This is a genomic window from Streptomyces sp. NPDC050418 (genome assembly GCF_044458745.1).
In the GTDB taxonomy this organism is placed as follows: Bacteria; Actinomycetota; Actinomycetes; order Streptomycetales; family Streptomycetaceae; genus Streptomyces.
Genome location: NZ_JBITIG010000008.1, coordinates 398,131 through 419,341, shown reverse-complemented (window position 1 = coordinate 419,341; position 21,211 = coordinate 398,131). Strand labels below are relative to the sequence as shown.

Sequence of the window (21,211 nt, the reverse complement as noted above, 5' to 3'; positions counted from 1 at the left end):
CGGGGTTCTCCTGGCCACGTGGCTTCTCGCGTTCCCCCTGCTGGGCCAAGACCGATCCGCCAAGCCAACCCGTCGGTTCGCCTGGCCGACGGTCGTGGCTACGATCGCCGCCCTCGCGTGCACCGCCCTGAGCGCTCAGGCCAGTTGAAGATTCACCGACCACTACCTCGGTTTGCACAACACCATCGAACGTGGCGCATACTTCGCCACCGGCCAACTCGCCATGATCGCCTGCGCACTGCTGGCCCGCAGCGAAGCACGCGAGGCACAGTGGCCGACCGGTGCGCCTCGAGCCCTGATCTGGCTCATCGCCGCAGTGCTCACCATCCCCCTACGCCGAGTTCGGACCGGCTCTCGGCACCGCGCATGCGCTCTTCGGCCCCTAGATGGCAGCGCCTTGTGGCACCAGATCGCCACCATGCCGCTGCGGCGCCTCTCTTCATAGAGCACCGCCCACACCCGCCCGCTCCCGCGTCACGGAAGAGACCCGCTTGCCCACGCCTGCCCCAACACCCTTCGCGGAGATACCCGGAAACCGATCCCTCCGCAGAGCCATCATCCTGCTCGGCGCCGTCGGCTTCGCCCTCTCCTACGACGCCCTGCGCCAGATGGCAGTCGCCGTCCACATCCGCTGGCTGCTCACCTATCTCTTCCCGCTCGTGATCGACGGCTTCATCGCCATCGGTGTCGTCGCCTTGCTGCTCCTGCGCACTGCGCCATGGCGCTCCCGCCTATACGTGTGGACGCTCGTCGGCGGCGCCACCATCACCAGCGTCTGGGCGAACGCCCTGCACGCCATCCGCCTCAACGAAAGGACCCGCCTGGTCCTCGACAACGCCACCGTCGGCGCCCTGTCCGCCATCGCGCCGCTCGCCCTGGCGGGCGCCGTGCACCTCTACCTCGTCATCAACCGCCATCTGACCGCCACCCGCACGGCGGCCGAACCGCCATCCGCCAGATCGTCGGCGAAGCCGCTGCCGCCAGATGCCATGCGTCCGCCCCGCCAAGAGAAGCGCCAAAACGATGACGCCGGCGCGCCATCCGCCAAGGCCCTAACCGCCACCGCCACTCCGCCGCGATCCGTCAAGGCGAGCCCCAAGAAGGGCGGCAACCGCCAGACCGTTCCCGATGACGTCTTGCACGCCACGGCGCACCGCATCGGAGCTGAGTCCGGGGTAGTTCCCCGCACCACCCTGGAGGACACAGTCAGGGCGCAGGGCTACACGATCCAGAAGGACCGGGCCAAGGAAGTCGCCAAGTCGGTCACGGCAGAACTCGCGGCCGCGAGGGCGAACAGCAACGCGGCGTAGCCCGGCAACGCACCACGCTGCACTAGGCCCCGCCCTATCGACACTTCGTACGGACTCATTCCCACCACGATCCGGAGACTCCACTTGCACGACCTCGAACCCCTGCCGAACGGCAAACCCACACGCAACACCTCAACCCCAGACGCAGCAAGTTGTCGGGTAAGGAGTCCTTACCCGGCCTCCTCCCCGGTGGTGGCGGAGGCATCCGGCGCCGAGGGGGCGCCGGGGTCGGTCGGCCCGGGGGTGCCGACCGGAGGAGAGGGCGAAGCAATGTCGTCGAGCGCGCCGTCTCCGCGCGCACCGCGTCGCCGTCTGCGTGACAAACAGCTGCGAGAGCATCGCGTGCATCCCCGTTACAACGACGCCGAGTTCGCCCTCGTACTCAATGCCGCCGGCCAGAGCCGTATGGCCGTCGGCGGCTACGTCGCCGAGTGCTCGCTGGCCGCCGCCCGCGCCGATGACCCCACCGCGGCGGTCGCCGACTACCGCGCCATGGTGCAGGCGCTGATGGCCGCCAACGGCCAGCTCGGCAGGATCGGCGGGAACCTCAACCAGCTCGCCGGCCATCTGAATCGGGATGGCGGCTGGCCCCACACCGCCACCCTCGATCGGCTCCTCGCTCGCGTGGCGGCTTCCGTCGATGAGGTGGATGCCGCCATCGCCCAGGTCATCGAGGCGCGGTGAGCCGTTGATACCGAAGATCATCCTCGGCACGAGGAGCACCCGTGGACTGATCCGCTACCTCTTCAGCCCGGGTGACGCCAACGAACACGTCGACCCACACCTCGTGGCGTCATGGAACGACTTCGCTCCCGACCCGGGCCGCAGCCCGCATCGCGACTCCGACGAGGTGGAGAAGCAACTCGCGGAGCAGCTGGACCAGCCCGTGACGATGCTGGGCGACAAGGCCCCGGAGACCACCTTCTGGCACTGCCCCGTACGAGCCGCACCCGAGGACCCGATCCTCACCGACGACCAGTGGGCAGAGATCGCACGCCGGATCGTGGCGGCCGCCGGCATCGCACCCGAAGGCGACACGGAAGCCTGCCGCTGGGTAGCCGTCCGTCACGCCGACGACCACATCCACATCGCCGCCACCCTCGTACGCCAGGACGGCCGCCGCCCTCAGCGCGATTACGACCAGCGCGCCGTACAGAGGGAAGCCCGGCAGATCGAAATCGACTACGGGCTACGCCGGTTGAAGCCCGGCGACGGAACTGCAGCCAAGCGACCCACCAGCAAGGAGCACTTCAAGGCCAAGCGCCTGGGGCAGAACGCCACTTCTCGCGAGCTCCTGCGTACTCGGGTGCGCCGTGCGGTGGCCGCCGCACGGGACGAGTCAGAGTTCTTCGCGCTCCTGGATGCCACGGGAGTGACCGTACGTCTCAAGCACGGCCCGTCCGGAGACGCGCTCGGCTGCAACTTCGCCCTGCCCGGCGACACCAACGACGTGGGCGAGCCGGTCTTCTACGCGGGATCAACCCTGGCCCCGGACCTCTCCCTGCCCCAGATCCGTCAGCGTCTCGCCACCACCAGTGCCGAGCCGGCCGTCGTCCGCCCGAGCAACCCGTGGCACCAGGCCACCGCAGCTACGGAACGCGTCCCTCATCGCCTCACCGGCACGGATGACCACATGGCGCAAGGCCAGTTGGTCGCACTCGGCGGCATGCTGGACCTTCTGCCGCTCGCTGCTTCCGGAGCGGCGAGAGCCGAACTCGAGCAGGCGGCCATCGCCTTCGAGCGCGCCACGCGCTCTCGTATCGCCGCCGACCTCGACAGCACGCGCGTACTGCGCCGGAGCGTCCAAGCGATCCTGCACGATCCACATCCTGTGGACGCGGGCTCCGGACTGGCGATGCTGCTGGACGCCGCCCTTGTTGCGGTGGCGTACGCAATGCACTGGCACCGCACCCGCCACCACGCCCAACAGGAAGAGGCCGCCCGGCAGGCCCTTGCTCACCTCACCACTGCGCACCGCGAGGTGACCGCCCCGGCACTGGAAGCGCTGGCCAGCCGGAGCCCCGGGCAGCAGGTCCAGCATCGGTACGCCCACCACATCCGTCAGCTCGTCCCCGATCACACTCAGCGCATCCTCGACGACGATGCCTGGGACGCCCTGACCGCCGTGCTCGCGGAGGCCGAAGCCGCTGGCCATAACCCGGCCGTGCTCCTAGGCCACGCATTGGGCCAGCGCGCCCTCGACGACGCACGGCACCCTGCAGCCGCCCTGACCTGGCGCATACGCAGGCTTGGCGAGCGGCACGTTCCCGGCCTTCGGGCTCAGGCCGCCAACTCCCTCAGCCCGTACGTAAATGAGCGGGTTCAGGTCGGGGCAGCACCTGCGCCCCTGCCGAGTACCGCCGCAACGCGAGGTCCTCGTCGCTGATCATGCGCTCACTCCGAACGGCCCGGCACTGATGAAGCAGTGCCGGGCCGTTGTCCGTCCCCAGGCGAGTCACCGGCTATCGGTCTGCGAGAAGCCTTGGACGAGTTGGCCAATGACATCCAGGGCTCCCTGGCCGAAGTCTGTCGGGGCGATGAGCAGGCCGAATACGAGCACGATCGTCACGGTCATCCATTGATCGGAGCGACTACGGGCCTGCACGCGGCGGCGTATGCGGAAGTAGATGATGACGGCGAGTACGACCGCCAGGTTGAGCGTCAGGATCATTGCGTCGACTCCCCCTCGATGAGTCAGGACAGTGCCGTCGGGCGCCGTGGTGGCGGGATCCGGTCGAGCAGGTCCCACAAGCGGCGTGATCCGGCTGTCCATTCGCCGAGTAGACGGCGGTCGACGAGATGGATGCGGTGTTCGCGCCCCCACGGAATGGCCTTGGAGGTGAAGCGGCCGTTGGTCAGGACTACCGCGATGTCCGCGCCGTGGACTTGCCGGGCCGTGCCGTTGACCTGCTGGAGCACGCCGACACCGACGGCTGATCCGCGGATGCCGTCGCGGCGGTGCTTGCACTGGATCGCACAGACGCGGCCCGCCGGGTCGACCGCACGCACGTCGCATGCGTCGTCCCCCGCGCCTCCGAGCCGCTCGGCCTGGCAGCCGTCTCGCCGCATGAGGTCCCTGACAGCGAACTCGAACGCCTTGTGGTCCAAGCCGTCGATCTCCGCCAGACCCAGCCGAAGTGCCTGCGCGCGCGCCCGAGCCCATTCCGCCCGCTGCCGCGTTTGCTGGACCCACAGAACACCGAGAGCCGTGGCGACCGCGCCGATGATCAGCAGCACCCACCAGTGGGCGAGCAGCCACTGCACGAGAGCGCCGACAAGGCTGATCGCGACCACCAGAGCCACGACGACGGCTATCGCCTGGTCCTCGCCTTTGCTCCGCCTGGCCGGCGCGCGCCGGGTACTGCGCCGACGCGCCGGACGACGCCGGCTCATCGCTCGACTCCCCACCGGATCCGCGCAGCCTCCTGTGTGGCCATCCCAAATCCCCCTCCGGCCCATGCCGTTGACGCCTCCCCGCGCAGGAAGCATGAGAGCACGCGACACTGACAGAAGGTAAGAAGACGATCACGAATGGTGATGGGTTTTCGGTCAACTGCGCCTTGGGCGCTTCCGGAGCAAGAGACGGCCACCTGCGTGAACACAGGACGGGCCGATCAACTTGCGCCGATTCCCGCTCCTTGGGTCGGCGTGGGCCGCAAAGCGTCGGTGCATCGCACTCGCGCCAGCTCGGTCTCTAGCGCATCTGGTCCGACTGTGGCCAGCGCCCATAGCGCGCTCACCGTGCGCGCTTCGCCCCATAGAGACGTGTGGCTCGGCGTGCGGAATGGGACGACCTCGATCCCGTTCCGCATGAAGGGGGCAGGGTCCAGATATCTCATGCCGCCGGTACCGCAGAGGTACGTGGGGCTACCAGTCGCAAGGGCGAGGTCGGCCAGCCGTATTGAACGGCCGGTGCGGGAAGGGAGCGCGCTGCTGCGCAGGACCTCGCCTTTCCATCCCACGGCTGCGAGCAGCGCCAGGGTGGAGAGCTCCGCGACATCCGAGAGCCGATCGGTGACGGCGAGGCGGTCAAGGACTGGGGCCACGATCTCCTGGATCACCGACCAATGGCGGCTGCGGCCGTAGTGCTGCCGGATCATCCCCGCCGTCCGGCGCCTGCAGCCCACCGGATCAGCCAGGCGCGCATCCCGGATCAAGGTCGATCGGCCCTGCGGCAGATGCGTGGCCAGGGACAGCCACTGCCACCTGGCCGGGTCGTCCAGTGCAGCAAGGCGTGTGCGGTGCTGGTAGTCCCGGCGCGCGAATTGGACGTCGTCGAGGACGATCCACAGGTCGGCCGCGTACAGCTTGGCCAGGGTGGACAGGCGCGGGAAGAGGTTGGGCTGGTGGATCGCGCACACCCGTGCGGAGTGCGCGATCCGGGCTGTCGCGGGGTCAGGAGCTGATGAGCCGGCTGTCGAAGCCGGAGCGCAGGAGGCGCCCGTATGCGGCATGCACGTCCTCCGGTACGTCCTGCTCGACGGCGAAGCCCTGCTTCGGGTACTCGATGATCCGCTGGAGGTCGCCGACGAGCATGTCGACGACGAGCTTTTCGTCGCCGATCGACTTGATGTAGTCGTCCAGTTCGAGTGGCTCGGAGGCGCAGATGACCTCGGCCTCGGGCCACAGCTTGCGGCAGGTCGCGTACGAGCGTCGCTCCATGTACGGCTTGGAGATCAGCATCAGGGAGTCGACCTGGATGCCGGCCTGCTGGAGCAGGTCGCGGGAAAGCGTGATGTTCTGCCCGGTGTTGCCGGCGTTCGCCTCGACGAGGATCGCCTCGTCCGGTACGCCGAGGGACATGGCGTGCTCGCGGTAGTGCACCGCTTCGCCGCGCGGGAAACGGGCGCGGGTGGTGGGGCTGTTCCCGCCGCTGAAGACGACGACCGGGAAGAGGCCGGCGCGGTAGAGGTCGGCGGAGGCGGTGGCCACTCCGAGGTCGTGACTGCCCAGCCCGATCGCCGCCGAGCAGGGGCGGAGCTCGTGGCCCATCTGGTGGTAGTTCCAGATGAGTTCGGCGTCGTGGAACTGCTCGTCGGTGATGCTGCGCTGCTCGCGGTCCGGCACTGCGACTCCCTGGCTCATCCTCGCTGACCCTGTCGAATGCCCTCGATGCTGCGCAGCTGATGGCTCAGGCCGTACTGCTGAGCCACCTGTGCTGCTTGGTCGAGGACGGACAGCCCATCATTCCGGGTTGCCGGGTCGGACAGAAGGATGTGCCCGTGCGCGGTGTCCAGGCGCACGCGTTGCATCGGGGAGTCGACAGTGCCGCTCTGCCGGGCGATATCGATGTAGTGCAGAGCTTGGGTCAGATCGCCCGCACCTCGGTGGGCAAGGGCGAGCTTCTGGTGAGCGACGAACCAGTCCTCGGGCTCGCCGAGGTCCTCGAACTCGCGGGTGGCGGCCGTCATGGCGGTAGTGGCGTACGGATGGTTGCCCTCCTTACTCAGTGCGGTGCCGACCCACAGCCGGGCACGCGCCCGGTCACGTCGGCTGAGGCGCTCGTCCGTCGCAAGCTGTTCGTACTGGCGGGCCGACTGATCCAGCTGGCCGGCCATCTCGTTCACGACGGCCAGGGACAGTTCGATCTGGGCGACGCGACGGGGGATGTCGAGTTCGGTGAACAGGCCGCGGGCATTGGCGTAGGACTGGCGGGCCGAGAGTGGGCCGAGGATGGCGCCCTGGTCGCGCTGCAGGTCACCGAGGAGGGCGAGCGAACGCCCGTACAGATACTGGCCTTTAGGGTCAAGGCTGCGTGGGTGGTGGGCGCCGAGCCAGCGGTTGAGCAGGCTGGAAGCGAAGGTGAAGTTCTGCCGACTGAGGCACACGATGGTGCGGTCGATGTCCTCGGTCCATGTCTCGTAGTCAGCTGCCCGCACACCCGCCTGATCTCTGCCGAAGATCAGTCGTTCAAAGCGAGCCTGGGACTGCGTATCAGCGCGAGCCAGTGCGGTGTCAAGGATGGCCTGCGTATCCGGGCGGGGCTGCGTCGTCTCGCCCAGGTCCTCCCACTTGGCCACCGTACGAAGAGCAACGCCCAAGTGCTCGGCGAAGGCCCGCATGCTCATCCGCAGCGCAGCACGCAGTGCGCTCGCCTCTCGGCCGGTCCACTGCTGCACGCTGACCACGGGCTGCCTCCCTCCGCAACGTATGGAAGCACGCACAGTGAGCAACCGAAGCGGAAAGTGCAACGCAAGTGCAACAGGCGGTCATTTCAAGGCCGTTCGGTTCGCTCGACGCTGCTGCCATGGCATTCGAACCCCTCACGGAGCACCGCCCCGTCCACGGACCATGCGTCTACGGGTACCTGCGCCACGGACGAGGCGGGCCTGCGCGACGCCGGGCCCTCACCGAGTCGCTGTCCCTCTACTGCAGCCAGCACGAACTCACGCTGTGCGGCGTCTTCACCGAGGCCGACGCCCTTGCGCGCGACATCCGCTCGCCGGCCTTCATTGGCGCGCTCGACGCCCTGGCCATGCCCGATGCGTACGGGCTCGTCGTGCCCGCTCGGAATCACCTCGGGCCCCGGCACATCGCTGCGGAGCGCGAGCGGCAGATAGCAGATCTCGATGTCCGCCTGATGATGATCCGTCCTCCGCATCCGAGGCGGTCTCGCACCGCCGCAGGAGTCGGTCGACGGACGGAGAGCGGTGGCTGATGCACCTCCGCGAGGCTCTGCGCAGTGCACCACAAATCGGCGATGTGCCCGGCCTGTACTTCCTGGCGGCCGGTGGCAACTGGGATCTGCTGCGGGTTCCCGCAGAACCCGGATTCCTGGCACTGGCCTTGTTGCGTACGACCGGTGAGGCCATCGGGCCTGTGCTGTACGACCGGCCCGGCGCGCGCCTGTACTTCGCCGTTCCCTCGGGCACGGCCGGCACATGGCGCGACCTGCCGGTACGGCTGCTATCCCAAGGCTCCTGGCTGGTCGCCCCCAACCCGTACCGCGCCGACGAATACTTCGGCGGATGGTGCGAACTGCCCGACGACGACACCCTCACCGACCCCGAGAAGCTCCGCCATGCCCTCCACCAGTACACCGTCGCCACGGAAGAGAGGCCGCTATGGAGACCTTCGAACGCGCCCGCCTTGACGCCTACTTCAGCCGTATCGCCTCCCGCTTCACGCCGGCCGAGCGCCCTGCCGCGTTCCTGATCACCCATCTGTTGCCCGAGCGGCCAGCGTTCGTACGAGGGGTGGGTGCCGTCACCAAGCTGCGTGCCGTCCTGCCCAAGCCCAAGTCCGTGCACGATCAGGCACTCCGGCAGGTTGAAGGCGACGGATTCGCCTGTGACCGTCTCAGCCGCGATCTGTTCGCCGATCCCGACCGGGCCCTGCGCTATCTCGAGGAGCGCGCGGCCGGCAGCCAGGTGGTGCTCCTCGACGTCGGCGGCTACTTCGCCCCCGCCCTCGACGCCCTGTGCGACCGGTTCTCCGGTCAGATCCTCGGCGTCGTCGAGGACACTGAGAACGGGCACCGCCGCTACGCCGAGCAGGACAAGCTGCCCTGTCCGGTGGTCTCCGTGGCCCGCTCCCCGCTCAAGGACCCCGAGGACTTCCTCGTCGGCCAGTCGGTCGTCTTTTCCGCCGAGGCACTGATGCGCAGCTGCGGCGACATCCTGCACGGCCGCACCGCCCTGGTGATCGGCTTCGGCAAGCTCGGCAGCTCCATCGCCCGCCTCCTGCATGCCAAGGGTGTACGGGTCACCGTCTACGACATCGACCCGGTGCGCCGTACCCAAGCGCTCTCCCAGGGCTTCACCGTCGCCCGTGACCGCGAAGCCGGCCTCAAGGAAGCCGGTCTGGTCCTCTGCGCGACCGGGTCTCTCGCGCTGCGCGGCGAGGACTTCCCCTACCTGCGCAACGGCGCCTACGTGGCCACGGTCACCAGCAGCGAGGACGAGCTCGAACTCGCGGGTCTACCCGATGTGTACGAGCGCGCCACGGTCACGGAACACATCACCCGCTACCTGACCACGGGCCATTACTTCTACCTGCTCAACGGAGGCAACGCCGTCAACTTCCTGCACGGCGCCAGCGTGGGACCGTTCATCTTCCTCGTCCAGGCCGAGATACTCGCCGCCTCCACCGCCCTCACGCGCGGCGGCCTCGATCCCGGACTGCATGAAATCCCGCCCACCGACCGCGCCACCATCGCCGCCACCTGGCTCGACTACTTCAACCGCTGAGGAGACACCCGTGCCTATCACCACCGGCCACATCCGCGACACCCTCGACAACTACCTCAACGCCCACCCCGACGAGAAGCAGCGCCTCGTCCCACTCTCCGAACTCCTCGACACCGAGGCGGACCTCGCCAGCCGCAAGGAATTCCGAGGGCACGTCACCGCGGGCGCGATCCTCGCCGACCCGATCGGCCGCATCCTCCACATCCGCCACCTCGCCCTGAACCGCTGGCTCCTGCCCGGAGGCCACGTCGAGCCCGAGGACGACAGTCTCCTCGCCGCCGCCCAGCGCGAGCTCACGGAGGAGACCGGCATCACCGCCTCGGCTGTCAGCCCGGCCGGGCATCGCCCCCTGCATATCGACGCCCACCCCATCCCCGCCAACCCGGCCAAGGACGAACCGGACCACCAGCACTTCGATTTCCGGTTTCTCTTCCGCACCTCGGCAGATGTCGGCGAGCTCCAGGCCGAAGAAGTCACCGCCGCTTCCTGGAGGGAGGCATACGACATCGAGGATCACGTGCTGCGCAACCGGGTCCTGCAGATGCTGCGCTGAAGTTCGGGCCTCCAGGCCGACCGCATGAACATCGCCAGACTTCCGAAGCCTCCTGATGTTGTCGTATGGGTACGTAATACTGCGGAGGATCGACTGGTGGATCATGCACTGACCTGGGGGCGGAGTGGCAGGCAGGAACGGGGCGGGCGGAAGCGACCCCTACGCAAGGGAGCTCGCCCGGCAGGCCAGAGAGCAGGAGAAGGCCCGCAGAGCCGCGGAGGCCGAGGCGAAGCGCAAGGCGCGTGAAGAGAAGCTCACCTACGAGGCAGCCCGTGCACAGGAAGCTGTCGACCGTACGTATGTGCTCGAGAACGACGTCGAGGACCTATCGACTCTGTTGCGCACAGCGGTGCTTGACCGCAAGCCGTTGACCTTCGAGAAGCTCAAGCAGAAGTTCATTCCCACCAACTTCACTCCTCCCAAGGGGCGGTCGAAGGCAGCTCACCAGCCGCGGTGGGAAGAGTACGAACCCGAGCCGCCACGCGGTCTGTTCGGTGCACTCGGATTCGGCCGCAAGGGGTACGACGCCGAAGTCGAGGCGGCACGCGGACGATTCGACAAGGCGCTGCGCAACCACGCGCGGGATGAGAAGAAGCGCGTCGAGAAGCTCAACAGACTCCGCGCCGAGCACGAGGAGCAGAACCGGCAGGAGGCTGCCCGGGTCGATGAGTGGAACGCTCGCATCGAGGAGCGTCGTGCCTCCTACCGCGAGCGGGACATCGAAGCCGTCGAGTGGTTCATCGACCAGGCGCTCGCCGCGTCCAAGTACCCACATGGCTTTCCCAAGGCACATCGGGTGTCGTTCCAGGCGGACACCGGCGATCTGCTCGTGGAGATCGACCTCCCTCTTGAGGAGGTAGTTCCAGCGGCTCGTGCATACCGCTACGTGAAGTCCCGTGACGAGATGAACCCGGTGCCGCGCCCGGACAAGGACCGCAGGGAGCTGTACGCCTCGGTCCTCGCCCAGACCGCGCTGCGCACCGTGTACGAGCTGTTCGCCGCCGACACCGAAGGCGCCGTTCAGTCCATCGCCCTCAACGGTCACGTGGCCACCATCGACCGCGCCACCGGCCGTGAGGTGCATCCCTGTCTGATCACCCTCCAGACGAGTCGCGAGGAGTTCGATCAGCTGGTCCTGACCCAGGTAGACCCCCGCGCCTGCCTCAAGCGGCTGCGCTCACTGATCTCGCCGAACCCGTACGAGCTGGAGCCGGTTCGTCCGTTGGTCACGTTCGATCTGAGCAAGTTCCGGCTCATGGACAGCCTGGACGTCGTAGCAGGACTCGACAGCCGCCCCGTCTTGATGGACCTGACGCCCACGGAGTTCGAGCACCTGATCCGGCAACTGTTCGAGGCCATCGGCCTGGACAGTGTGAATACCCAGCCGTCCAAGGACGAGGGTGTTGACGCGATCGCGATGAACACCGACCCGGTGATGAGGGGCCTGTGCATCATCCAGGCCAAGCGCACGAAGAACGTGGTGCCGTTCGAGACCGTCTCGGCACTCGCCGGCGTCGTGGAACACAAGCGGGCGGCCAAGGGCATCCTCGTGACGACATCCTGGTTCGGACGGGCCAGCGAGGCTTTCGCCAACGAACACGGCCGCCTCGAGCTCCTGGACGGCGCGAACCTGGTCCACTTGTTCAAGGAGCACATGGACCTCGACGTCATACCGGGGCCAGTGCCGCCGAAGCGCCGACCGCAGTAGACGTGTCTCGATCAGGGCCGCTGTGCCCTTCTCCGACGACGGCCAGCAGGCGGAGGAAACAGGGCTCCTGACCTCGGCATGCGCAAGGAGGCCCTATTCCCTCACAGAACGGTGGGACCTATCCTCGCGGTCACACGATGGGGGGCCAAAGTGGTTGCCGAGGCGACGAGTTGGCAGAAGGAACAAGTCAGCCGTGCGTACGTGCAAGCCCTCGCCACTCAGGGTGGATACACCATCTGTGACTGGAACGTGGACAAGGACGGTGTCGACGTCACCCTTCGTTCAAGGGGGCTCATGGTCGACATCCAACTGAAGTGCACGCAGAGCCCACGCGCTGTCCGTAGCGGCTACAGCTTCGATCTCGACGTCGAGACGTACGACAAACTGCGGGATCCAGAGCGGTCTGCGCCTGGTCATCTCGCCTTGCTCATCGTCCCACCGGACATAGGGCGCTGGGTGTCTCACCAGCCCGATTCGATCGTTCTGTCCTGCCACGGGTATTGGGCGTCCCTCCAGGGCATGGGCAAGGCCAAGAGCAGTGTCACCACGTCAATCTCGCTTCCCGAGCATCAACAGCTCACAGCGAAAGCCATGGGCACCATGTTCGATGCGGCGCGTCGTATGACGAGCGCCGGCGGCACGGGGGTGAACTGACATGGTGCATGTCGAACCGGACTTCGGCCCCGAGGAAATCCGCAGCTATCTGAAGGTCACGGGCTGGTCCCCCGTCTCCGGAGGAGACGTCGCCGAGCTGTGGAGTCTCCCTGGGCCTGCCGACGAGGTCGTACTAGTGCCCATGAAACCGGGAGCGCCTGACTTCACGAAGCGGGCCCGCATCCTGCTTCAGGATCTCTCGCGAGTCGAGTCCCAGGATGTGCAAGCGGTCCATGACGCCATCGCCACGGTGTACCACGACGTCACGGATCTCCGTGCCTCCCACCCTTCGCTGGGCGATGGGTCCATTCCTTTGGAAGCCGGATACGAGCTGTTCGTCTCCGCCAAGCGCTTGCGTGTGGCCTCGGCTGCGGCATCCATCCGCCGGCAGGGCCACTTCCGCAACTTCCCCGCCCGCGCCCGGGACCAGGCCCGGGAGGTGCGTCTCGGCCAGACTCGGCGTGGCTCATACATCGTCCCCATCATCAGCCAGGCTCGGTCTCCCGAGGACGTGTACTCGCCTGGCCAAAACCACATCGAGATCCAAGTCGAGGAGACCCTCTTCGACCGGCGGGTCACCGCGACGATGTCACGCGCTCTTGGCGTACTCGAAGACATGGCCACGGCCGAACGCGCACCGACCCCTAGCGAGATCACCGATTCCATCGGGGAGGGGGTCTCCTATGAACTCTGCCAGGCACTCGCCAAAGTGGTGAATACGGAATCAGTCAGTGCCTTGGACGTCTCCTTCAACTGGTCCCGCGTCGCCTCCCCGCCACCTGGCACCCCGCCCCGCGTGGAGTTCACCAGGGACGCGATCGAGATCGTGGACCGCGTATCCGAGCAGTTGAAAACCAGGGTCTACACAAGCCAGCACGTGATTTATGGCATCGTCACCGATCTCAGTAGGCATCCAGAAGACGAGACCGGACGGGTCGGAGTTCAGACACTGATCAAACGCCGAAGCAGGACCGTCTGGATGGACCTGCCGGACAGCACCTATCACTCCGCCGTGCACTGCCATGACGCCGGAATCCCCGTACGGGTACGTGGGGCACTAACCAGTCCCCCTGGCGGCCAGGCCACCATGGTGGTAACCGAGTTCGGCCCTGACCCCTCGCTGGGAGCGGACGACTGAGTGAAGTGCGGACCATCGCCGCGGCAGGAGGGACTGTGGTGGTGGCCACCACCAAGGGGCAGAAGCCTGCACCCCTCTCCGCTTCCCGAAGGGTCAGACCAAGTGCGCTACGGACAGAAGGCATTGCTGCCGGCCCCTGGAACGTTCCCTGACGAGAAGGCTCTTGCAGCATTCGTGCTCAGCAAAATGAACCGATGGTTCCACATCGAGGAGCAGGTACCAGGGCGCTATTGGACCGGCGAAGAGACACGAATAGACGCAGTACTGCGTCCCCGGGACCCGGACGGCTGGCACGATGCGGAACCAGCCTTCGGTATCGAGTTCAAGAACTTCGCCCCGAACACCAGCACCGGCGAGCGCTACGGCTGGGTTGCGCAAGCCGTCGGATACACGCAATGCCAATGGCAGGGGTACGGCAGGCTGGGAATCTTCCTGTGTCCCTCCCCTCTGACCTGGCTCCTGTCTCGCGCTGAGGAAATCGCCACTTTCCGTCAGCGGCAGATCAGCCCCGAGATGCTGGAGGAGGAACGGCAGCGCGTGCGCAAGTACGGGCGCCGCTTCGGCAAGGAGTACTCCGACGCGTACGTCGACGCCGAGGCGCTGATCGCGCATCGGCGTCGTCTCGGTGAGGCGTCCTACGAGGAATTCACCGCTCGCGCCGACGGATACGCGAATGCTGACGCACGAGAGCGCGAGCATGATCTACGGATGGCCAAGGAACTGACCCACGTCCTGGGACAGCTCAGCATCGGCGAACTCATGCCCTATGAGGACAGCGGCTGGACTCTCATGCGAGCGGAGTCACGGCTCTGGAGCGAGCACGAGGGCCCGGCGAAGGTCCGGTACGGGCTGCGTCCCCGTATCGGCTCCCAACGACGCAGGCGCTGAAACGTTGCCGGCCGCCGACATCCGGGCCCGACGTACCGGGGCGATTGGGGGCCATCCGATGTCATGGTGTGCGGACCAGAGAGTTTCGAGGAGTGCGGAAGTCAGCCCGTGTCCGTGACCACCACGAAGAGGTCTACGCGGCCGAGTAGCCGAGCTGGAACAGGTTTCTGGCGCGCTCCAAGTCCTTCTCCGAGCGCAGCCGAACTTCCAGCGAACCCGTGCCGTGGTGCCCGATGCCGGTCACATCGCGGGTGAAACCCGGGACGAGGTCGACCTCGCTCGGGTTCACCGACAGGTACAGCACAACCTCCCGCTGCTGGGTGCTGCCGACACAAGCGAAGTTCCGCAACCGGCGATACGCCCGGTACTGCTTGCGATCGACAGGTGTGACGTCATCGCCGAGAGCCGTCAGGACTTCGTCGACCGCCACCCTCAGCTCCGCTGTGGCTCGGCCCGAGGCAAGCTCCCTCTGCTTGAGCAGAGGTCGCAACCTCGGGTCCGGGCAGGCGGTGGAGACGACGGATTCCAAGGCAAGCAAGTTGTCACCGAAGTATCGATAGCGGACGAGGTCGATCGTGCGACGCATCTCCCGAACCGCATGGACGTCGTAGCGGGTGAACTCCTCCGCGATGCAGATCAGTCTCGGAGCAGCCCACGTCACCTGGGCCGCAGCCGCTGCTCCGAGACGCTCATGGACCAGGTGCTGGAACTCGGCTCGGTGGTCGGTCAGCCACGCCAGATAGAACAGCCCTTGGCTGATCACGCCGGCATCCTTGCCGCGCTTGTATTCGATGATCACGGGTGACCCATTCTCATCCACGCCGAGCGAGTCGATCCGGCCCCCGTGCAGCGGCCCAGTGCTGTACTCGCTCGCCAGAAAGCGCACCCCGAGCATCGCTTCCATGTTCGCCTCGACCAGGCGCTGCAGATCGCTCTCCACCATGGCCGTCCGCGCGGCAATCTCCACCGCCTTGTCCCCACCCACGTCGAACAGCTTCAGACCCGGCACCGTCCCCTCCTCGCCTCACACGCAGCGATCGGCAATCACCACGAGGGGCCGGATTGTTTCCGTCAGCCTGTGAGAGCGTCAAGGAAGTTCCGGGCCTCGAAGCCATGCCCGCACCACCGTTTCCCGAGAACGTCGGAAATTTACCTGACGCCCAATCAGGAATACACATCCGTGCAGGCCACAGACCCATCCACTCCACCCTCACCAGGCGCCTTCTAAGCGCTTGGCCGCAGGTTCGAGTCCTGCCGGGGGCGCCTTCAAATGGCTCCGCTTTGGCGGGGCCTTTTTGCTGGTCAGGGGCCGTTTCGCTGAGCATGCAGAAGCCCCGGTCGCTCCCTTGGTGATCAAGGAACGAGTCCAGGGCTGTCCGGCTGTCACCGGGTTTCTGCGGGTCGCTGTGTCGAATACGTGTCGAAGTTTCTGGGCGATCAGCTCAGTCGGCCGCGGGGAGGTCTTCCAGATCCCCAGCCGCTTCGAGCCGCCTCTTGAGGTCCGAAAGCTGACCGTCGACGCACCTGGCGTAGACCGCGAGGAGCACTGGCACGCTGTTGCCCGCCCATTCCGCTACCTGAGCCGGCGGGACTCCGTCGTTCAGCCACTTCGTCAGGCGGGTGTGCCGGAGGTCGTACACACGCTTGCCCATCGGTGACTCGAAGACGTGCGGGGCCAGCACTGCCTCACGGGCGCTTCGCCAGGCCCGGCGGATGACCGAGCCGGCGAGGATTCCGCTCTTCTCACCCTGGAACAGAAGGTCACCAGGCTTGAGTTCTTCGGCCGCGATGTGCTGCCGAAGGATCCGTGCCAGGGCGGGATGCCCCGGAACCGTTCGAGTGTCGCCTTCGGCGCGGCCCTTGAGGTCGCGCTGCTCGTGGATCTCTCCGGTGTCGGTCCACTGTTTGCCGACTTCCGGGGTCGCCGTGTGGATCAGCAGTTCGCACCACTGATCGGCCGCATCCGGGTCGGGGAGGTGCACGTCCGCTACCCGCATCGCTACTGCCTCTTCGGGCCGAGGCCCGCAGTAGTACATGGTCGCGAAGAAGGCGTGCAGTCGCTTGCCGCCTCGGGGGCGCTGCCGGACCCAGTCAAGGAGAGCCGCCGCCTGGCCAGGGTTGATCAAACAGCGCTTGTCGACGGCGTTCGTGGTCTTGGTCGTTGTGGTCGCGTCCTTCCCCTTGGGGAGAGGATTCGTGCGCAGGATGCGCCGCTTGATCGCGTACTTCATAGCGACGTTGAGGATGCGCCGGTGGCGCTTGCGGGACCACCCGCGCCTGAAGTGATCATGTCCATGACCGCGCGTGTACGTCGGCCTCGCCCCGCCGCCGCGATCCGGCCTCGGAGAGGGAAGAAGAGCGCCGGTTGATCTCGCCGAGCACAGTGCAGGCAGAACCCCAGAAACCCCAAGAACCACCAGGACACGAAGTAGATCCAAGTCCAGAAGGATAAATCCAAAGGATTGAGGGCCGCGCACAGCGCGGCGGCGGCCGGCCGCCACCGCACGCCCTCCACCATGTCTACGCCGGTAGGCGCGCGCGTCGGCGCCCGACCGCGCCCGCAAGGGGGGCGAAAACACATGGTCACAGGGGCAAGCGGGGACGCCATAACGTGCAGGTCAAAGACGCATTGTGCTTCGACTAAGGCCGGATCGCGGCGGCGGTGCAATGTCGACGACCCCGCTACCATGGCCGTTGCCCTTCGGCGGGGGCGGCCGGCTCCACGGCTTTACGCAGCCACTTTGGGGCGAGCCTCGAAGATCATGGCCCCAACGTCGTGCTTAACGGGCAGGTCAACAGACTGCCCGACTCGCGATGAGCTTACGGGGCCATGATCACTCGCCCCAAAGCAGCTCCAGCCCAAAGCCGCTGAGGTGGTTCCTCAACGCGAATGAATGGAATTAATGAATTCCATTAGAGGATCCAAGTCGTGTTGCCAAAAGACCCAGAGTCCATCCATGTTCTGCGCGCGTTCCAGACATGAGAGATCAAATGAGCCTGCAAGAACTGCAACAGTCATCACCTGCGTTCCGAAGTGCTGACGCCACGTCTCAGACTTTCCCCCACACTCCCTAATTAGACGCTTCCAGGAGTTTTTTGGGCCGTTAGAGACCTTGCACTCAACAGCCAGGAGCCGCCCGTCTGCAATCCGAATCGGGACATCGCACTTAGCTCCAGCGACCTTTCTCTCGCGAGAGAAGGAACGGCGCGTGAGGACGTCAAGGACGTCAATATCGTCTCTCCGGGGATCCAAAGAGTACCCAATATTCTCAAGTGCCTGAGCAACTTCAGCTTCCTGGCGCTTGCTCGCGTCCCCTCGACGTCTAGTACGCAAGAGCTCTAGTGCGAGAAGTGCGCTGGTCGCCATTACGGCAGATTCACGTTCCGTCTCAGTGGGCTTCCGTCTTTCCCGGGCCCATGAAAAGCGAACGGGGTCGAGTACCTCACGGATCACTTCGGCTGTGTCGTCAGCCAGCACCTCCGGTATTCTATTGCTGAACTTCTGCCCCACCAGGGTCCATAGATCTTCCTCGCTCACGGGAGGGGCGCAAAAGTATCGTAGGACTTTCCAGAGTGACGAGTCGAATATGAAGACTTGCCCAGTCAAATTCAGGAGGTCATCCGTCAGTTCGAGAGCTTCCCGCACGCGAGGCTCAACTTCTGCATAAACTCCCTCGAAAGCTCTAGGTCCTTCTTCTTTTCGCTCCTGCCGAAATAGTTCTTCGGAATGCGCGCGCCCCTCAATCAGTTGCCTCTCAGTCCAATTTTGAGGCAACTGCCACGCACGAACCATCACACTTACCTCGCCTTTTCTCTTTTCTCGCGAGCGGCAGCACGATGCTTACCGTTCGTATTGTGCTCCATCGCGGTATAGGCCATCCACTTATGGAACTCTGCAGGCCATGACGCTGAGACTGGAGACACCCTCTTGCTTGATGAAATGGATCTCATAAGCATCAGGCCGATCTTCTCGGCCATCTCAGCCTGCACCGCATTTCCGATCTGGCGAAACTTGCTGGCCGTGGTTCCCTGGAATGCCCACTCCCGCGGGAATCCCTGCAGTGCAGCACACTCGCGCCACGAGAGACGTCGCATTGAGCCGTCTTCAAGGCGAATCCAGTCTGGAGTTGTAGCTGCACGGATTGTTCGAGCGGGAAGCTTCAGATCTGCAAGGAAACGGTCCTGACGGTAACCCCAATGGCCGCTGGGGCGATTAGCCTCAACAATTCCGCCAGATTTTACTCCAGTTCCAGGGACTAGATTTGCAAGTTCATCGATCAATGACCCTGTCGGATGAATAATCTCAGAAGGGTCAGGTGCGGGTTGCCCCGAGAGAAACTCTCCCAGGGAAACCCAGGGCTTCACGCTGCCCAATAGTGTGTCGCCAGCGTCACGGGAGTGGGTCGGTTCTGGAAAATCAGGCAGCGCCCTGTCCTTCGCGGCAATCATGAAAAGCCTAATGCGCCGCTGAGGTGCGCCGAAGTCGGCGGCGTTTAGCAATTTGAAGCGGGTGGCGTATCCAATTTCTTCGAATGAAGAGCGAATCATGCGAAGTACACCCCCGGGCTCGCCATCCGGTGTCTTCGCCGTCACCAAACCGCGCACATTCTCAAAGAGAATGATTCGAGGCTTCAACTGATCTGCTAGGCTCACAAATTCCAGGAACAGTTTTCCGCGTGGGTCTTCGATTCCTCGCTGCCGACCAGCGGAGCTGAAGGGCTGGCATGGAGGACCGCCGGAGAGTACATCTGGGCGCCATCTCGAATTTGCCCCAGCCGGCCGCAGATCCGCAGGTGAGATGTCCTCTGCAGATGCGTGGATCAAGCGAGTTCCGTCGAGATGGAAACTCCCGGATTGCCCACGAACAGGGATTTTTGCCGACTGCACTTCCGCAAGCGTTTTCATGCAGTTGGCGTCAAAATCAGTAGCGCTTACTGTATGAAATCCCGCACGCTCAAGGCCCGCGTCAAGCCCTCCCGCCCCCGAAAAGAGGGAGACAAGAGTGGGCTTCCTCTCGCCACCACTAGCTGTACTCAAGGCTCTTCCTTACTAGCTAATACGCTCGACCAGAACTGTGCTACTACAGTTGGTTACGACTCTGGTTGATGTCAGTGGATGCTACCGGGGACCTCGGACCTCGTGTGGCTCTAGGGCTCAATCGCTCGTGTGGGGCCGTGTACTGGACGTGTAGTGAGCTGCATGCTTCGGTTTGGGCTGGACCTTCGGGCCACGATGCGTGAGAGGCCTACGTGAAGCGGTCCTGTGCGCCCATCTCGATGTCGCGGGCCGTCCCAGATCCGGAGCAAGGCTGATGCTCGCTGGCCGTGAGGTTGTCTGGCACGTCTCGCGGCGACTCATGTGTGTCCTGCCTTCTCGGCTACCTCGGTGGCGTGGCGTCCATTCCGGCATCGACAGAGAGGCCACGGCGGCCGGCGGGAGGGCGAGCAGTCTGACCGAGTTACCAACCAACGTGCGGCCCTCTGATGATGCGCGACCTCACACCAGGCAGGGGCACACCCGCCAAAGCCGTTCTACCGGCTTGCGTAGAGACAACCTCATGAGGGAGCGCCGATCAATACTCTTGAAGCGAGCAACACAGCGCTCTCGTTCCCGTACTGAAAGGCAGCCACGATGAGTAGCAGCGTTGAGCCTGACATCGAAGAGACCGCGGAACAGCTGGACAGCACTGAGAAGACCCTCGAGGAGAAGGAGTCTGCCCGAGCCCGATGGGAGCAAGGGCAACGTGACCTAGTCACTCAGGTAATCGACTACACGCTCGGGACGCTAGCAGACTTGGTAAAGGAGTCCTTTATTGACCTTGAGCCGGAATATCAGCGCCGCGATCGCTGGGATCTAACGCGCAAGTCTCGCTTGATTGAGTCGTTTCTGCTGAATATCCCGATTCCGCCAATCTTCCTGAACGAAGACGAGTACGGACAGTATTCGATCATCGACGGGAAACAGCGAGTTGGCGCCGTAATTGAGTTTCTAGATGATCGTTACGCACTCAAGGGGCTTGACGTATTTTATGAGGCGAACGATAAGACATTTAGCGAACTCGATATCACTCTCCAGCGCGTTCTCCGAACGCGCGCAAGCCTGCGGGCAACGATCTTGCTGCATGTCTCTGACCCGACCCTGAAGTATGACGTCTTCGACAGGCTGAACACGGGTGGAGTGGCACTGAATGCCCAGGAAGTTCGCAACAACGCCTTCAGGGGGCCCTATAACGCATTGATCATGGAAATCTCCGAGGCGCCGGAGTTTCACGACGCCCTCCGGATCGAAAGGAAGGAGACTTCGGCGATCTGGAGAGAAATGCGGGATGCCGAACTGGTCTTGAGGTACTTCACCTTCAGGGAGAATTGGAGGAGCTATTCGGGGTCCGTGGCCGTCGCCCTGAATGAGAATATGCGGCAAAACGTCAATCTGGATGAAACTCGCTTGAGCGCTCTGCGTGCGGAATTTTTTGAGTCCCTAGAAAAGGCTAAGGCTGCATTCGGAGAAGTATTGTTCCGAAGGTGGCAGCCACAGAAATCGGCGGCACGGAAGCAGCTGCTCGTGGCAATCTATGATGCACAGATGCTGGCGGTAAGGGATGTTTCTCTGGCTGCAATTGAGGCGAACGCAGCAGAAATCGAGGCCGGTATGAAGGCGCTCTTCTCTGATCCTGCCTTCGCGAGCACCGTTGATGCTGCCACCAATACAACCGCATCCTTCCATGTTCGAGTAGAAATGGTGAGCAAGCTAGTCCGTGAGACAGTGGGTTAG

21 protein-coding genes are annotated in these 21,211 nt (G+C 64.8%); 12 read left to right on the top strand and 9 right to left on the bottom strand.

Annotated features, from left to right (window positions below; genetic code table 11):
* Positions 1-491 precede the first annotated feature (491 nt).
* The 3 genes from ACIBI4_RS22055 (at position 492) to ACIBI4_RS22045 (ending at position 3,696) form a co-directional block, all read left to right on the top strand.
* Positions 492-1,310 carry a DUF2637 domain-containing protein gene (locus ACIBI4_RS22055; protein ID WP_399205664.1) on the top strand — a complete coding sequence of 273 codons (819 nt, stop codon included), beginning with the start codon at positions 492-494 and terminating at the stop codon, positions 1,308-1,310.
* A 342-nt stretch (positions 1,311-1,652) separates the two neighbouring features.
* The gene (locus ACIBI4_RS22050; RefSeq protein ID WP_399205663.1) at positions 1,653-1,994 is read left to right on the top strand and encodes a plasmid mobilization protein; all 342 of its coding nucleotides are present in this window, start codon (positions 1,653-1,655) and stop codon (positions 1,992-1,994) included.
* Between the two features lie 4 nt (positions 1,995-1,998).
* Positions 1,999-3,696 carry a mobilization protein gene (locus ACIBI4_RS22045; RefSeq protein WP_399205662.1) on the top strand — a complete coding sequence of 566 codons (1,698 nt, stop codon included), beginning with the start codon at positions 1,999-2,001 and terminating at the stop codon, positions 3,694-3,696.
* A gap of 69 nt (positions 3,697-3,765) precedes the next feature.
* Here ACIBI4_RS22045 and ACIBI4_RS22040 read toward each other — a convergent pair whose 3' ends face one another.
* The 5 genes from ACIBI4_RS22040 to ACIBI4_RS22020 form a co-directional block, all read right to left on the bottom strand.
* Complete coding sequence (locus ACIBI4_RS22040; RefSeq protein WP_399205661.1) at positions 3,766-3,981, bottom strand: hypothetical protein; 216 nt, start codon at positions 3,979-3,981, stop codon at positions 3,766-3,768.
* 23 nt (positions 3,982-4,004) lie between these two features.
* The gene (locus tag ACIBI4_RS22035) at positions 4,005-4,613 is read right to left on the bottom strand and encodes a restriction endonuclease (protein WP_399205660.1); all 609 of its coding nucleotides are present in this window, start codon (positions 4,611-4,613) and stop codon (positions 4,005-4,007) included.
* A 311-nt stretch (positions 4,614-4,924) separates the two neighbouring features.
* Positions 4,925-5,671, bottom strand: a complete 747-nt coding sequence (locus tag ACIBI4_RS22030; protein ID WP_399205659.1) for a WbqC family protein — start codon at positions 5,669-5,671, stop codon at positions 4,925-4,927.
* 34 nt (positions 5,672-5,705) lie between these two features.
* Positions 5,706-6,395, bottom strand: a complete 690-nt coding sequence (locus ACIBI4_RS22025; protein ID WP_399205658.1) for a YdcF family protein — start codon at positions 6,393-6,395, stop codon at positions 5,706-5,708.
* Entirely contained in the window at positions 6,392-7,438 is a 1,047-nt protein-coding gene (locus ACIBI4_RS22020; protein ID WP_399205657.1) for a helix-turn-helix domain-containing protein, read from the bottom strand. Before ACIBI4_RS22020 ends, ACIBI4_RS22025 begins: the two co-directional genes overlap by 4 nt.
* 119 nt (positions 7,439-7,557) lie before the next feature.
* Here ACIBI4_RS22020 and ACIBI4_RS22015 point away from each other — a divergent pair, with 119 nt between their 5' ends.
* The 8 genes from ACIBI4_RS22015 to ACIBI4_RS21980 all read left to right on the top strand — a co-directional run bounded on the left by ACIBI4_RS22015 (position 7,558) and on the right by ACIBI4_RS21980 (position 14,440).
* Positions 7,558-7,968, top strand: a complete 411-nt coding sequence (locus ACIBI4_RS22015; protein WP_399205656.1) for a hypothetical protein — start codon at positions 7,558-7,560, stop codon at positions 7,966-7,968.
* The gene (locus tag ACIBI4_RS22010; protein WP_399205655.1) at positions 7,968-8,465 is read left to right on the top strand and encodes a hypothetical protein; all 498 of its coding nucleotides are present in this window, start codon (positions 7,968-7,970) and stop codon (positions 8,463-8,465) included. Before ACIBI4_RS22015 ends, ACIBI4_RS22010 begins: the two co-directional genes overlap by 1 nt.
* Positions 8,375-9,499, top strand: coding sequence for an adenosylhomocysteinase (locus ACIBI4_RS22005; protein WP_399205654.1), 1,125 nt, complete (start codon positions 8,375-8,377; stop codon positions 9,497-9,499). The genes ACIBI4_RS22010 and ACIBI4_RS22005 overlap by 91 nt, the downstream gene beginning before the upstream one ends.
* A 10-nt stretch (positions 9,500-9,509) precedes the next feature.
* The gene (locus tag ACIBI4_RS22000) at positions 9,510-10,052 is read left to right on the top strand and encodes an NUDIX hydrolase (RefSeq protein ID WP_399205653.1); all 543 of its coding nucleotides are present in this window, start codon (positions 9,510-9,512) and stop codon (positions 10,050-10,052) included.
* A 124-nt stretch (positions 10,053-10,176) separates the two neighbouring features.
* Positions 10,177-11,760 (top strand): restriction endonuclease, encoded by a 1,584-nt coding sequence (locus ACIBI4_RS21995; RefSeq protein WP_399205652.1) that lies wholly within the window; start codon positions 10,177-10,179, stop codon positions 11,758-11,760.
* Positions 11,761-11,910: 150 nt separating this feature from the next.
* Positions 11,911-12,414, top strand: coding sequence for a DUF4365 domain-containing protein (locus tag ACIBI4_RS21990; RefSeq protein WP_399205651.1), 504 nt, complete (start codon positions 11,911-11,913; stop codon positions 12,412-12,414).
* Position 12,415: 1 nt separating this feature from the next.
* Positions 12,416-13,552 (top strand): hypothetical protein, encoded by a 1,137-nt coding sequence (locus ACIBI4_RS21985; RefSeq protein WP_399205650.1) that lies wholly within the window; start codon positions 12,416-12,418, stop codon positions 13,550-13,552.
* Positions 13,553-13,654: 102 nt separating this feature from the next.
* Positions 13,655-14,440: a hypothetical protein gene (locus ACIBI4_RS21980; RefSeq protein ID WP_399205649.1), complete on the top strand. Its 786-nt coding sequence runs from the start codon at positions 13,655-13,657 to the stop codon at positions 14,438-14,440.
* A 133-nt stretch (positions 14,441-14,573) separates the two neighbouring features.
* Here the strand turns inward: ACIBI4_RS21980 and ACIBI4_RS21975 are convergent, their stop codons facing one another.
* The 4 genes from ACIBI4_RS21975 to ACIBI4_RS21960 form a co-directional block, all read right to left on the bottom strand.
* Positions 14,574-15,449, bottom strand: a complete 876-nt coding sequence (locus tag ACIBI4_RS21975; protein WP_399205648.1) for a transporter — start codon at positions 15,447-15,449, stop codon at positions 14,574-14,576.
* Positions 15,450-15,882: 433 nt separating this feature from the next.
* On the bottom strand, positions 15,883-16,671 hold the full coding sequence (locus tag ACIBI4_RS21970; RefSeq protein ID WP_399205647.1) for a tyrosine-type recombinase/integrase: 789 nt from the start codon (positions 16,669-16,671) through the stop codon (positions 15,883-15,885).
* 650 nt (positions 16,672-17,321) lie between these two features.
* A complete protein-coding gene (locus ACIBI4_RS21965; protein ID WP_399205646.1) occupies positions 17,322-18,233 on the bottom strand; it encodes a XamI family restriction endonuclease in 912 nt (303 codons plus the stop codon).
* A 5-nt stretch (positions 18,234-18,238) separates the two neighbouring features.
* Positions 18,239-19,477, bottom strand: coding sequence for a DNA cytosine methyltransferase (locus ACIBI4_RS21960; RefSeq protein WP_399205645.1), 1,239 nt, complete (start codon positions 19,475-19,477; stop codon positions 18,239-18,241).
* Between the two features lie 594 nt (positions 19,478-20,071).
* On the opposite strand from ACIBI4_RS21960, the gene ACIBI4_RS21955 reads away from it, so the two are divergent.
* Complete coding sequence (locus ACIBI4_RS21955) at positions 20,072-21,211, top strand: DUF262 domain-containing protein (RefSeq protein ID WP_399205644.1); 1,140 nt, start codon at positions 20,072-20,074, stop codon at positions 21,209-21,211.

Coding starts and splice junctions, on each gene's coding strand:
- ACIBI4_RS21955 (WP_399205644.1), top strand. CDS start 20,072: ATGAGTAGCAGCGTTGAGCCTGACATCGAAGAGACCGCGGAACAGCTG.
- ACIBI4_RS21965 (WP_399205646.1), bottom strand. CDS start 18,233: ATGGTTCGTGCGTGGCAGTTGCCTCAAAATTGGACTGAGAGGCAACTG.
- ACIBI4_RS22010 (WP_399205655.1), top strand. CDS start 7,968: ATGCACCTCCGCGAGGCTCTGCGCAGTGCACCACAAATCGGCGATGTG.
- ACIBI4_RS21970 (WP_399205647.1), bottom strand. CDS start 16,671: ATGAAGTACGCGATCAAGCGGCGCATCCTGCGCACGAATCCTCTCCCC.
- ACIBI4_RS22015 (WP_399205656.1), top strand. CDS start 7,558: ATGGCATTCGAACCCCTCACGGAGCACCGCCCCGTCCACGGACCATGC.
- ACIBI4_RS22005 (WP_399205654.1), top strand. CDS start 8,375: ATGGAGACCTTCGAACGCGCCCGCCTTGACGCCTACTTCAGCCGTATC.
- ACIBI4_RS22025 (WP_399205658.1), bottom strand. CDS start 6,395: ATGAGCCAGGGAGTCGCAGTGCCGGACCGCGAGCAGCGCAGCATCACC.
- ACIBI4_RS22040 (WP_399205661.1), bottom strand. CDS start 3,981: ATGATCCTGACGCTCAACCTGGCGGTCGTACTCGCCGTCATCATCTAC.
- ACIBI4_RS21985 (WP_399205650.1), top strand. CDS start 12,416: ATGGTGCATGTCGAACCGGACTTCGGCCCCGAGGAAATCCGCAGCTAT.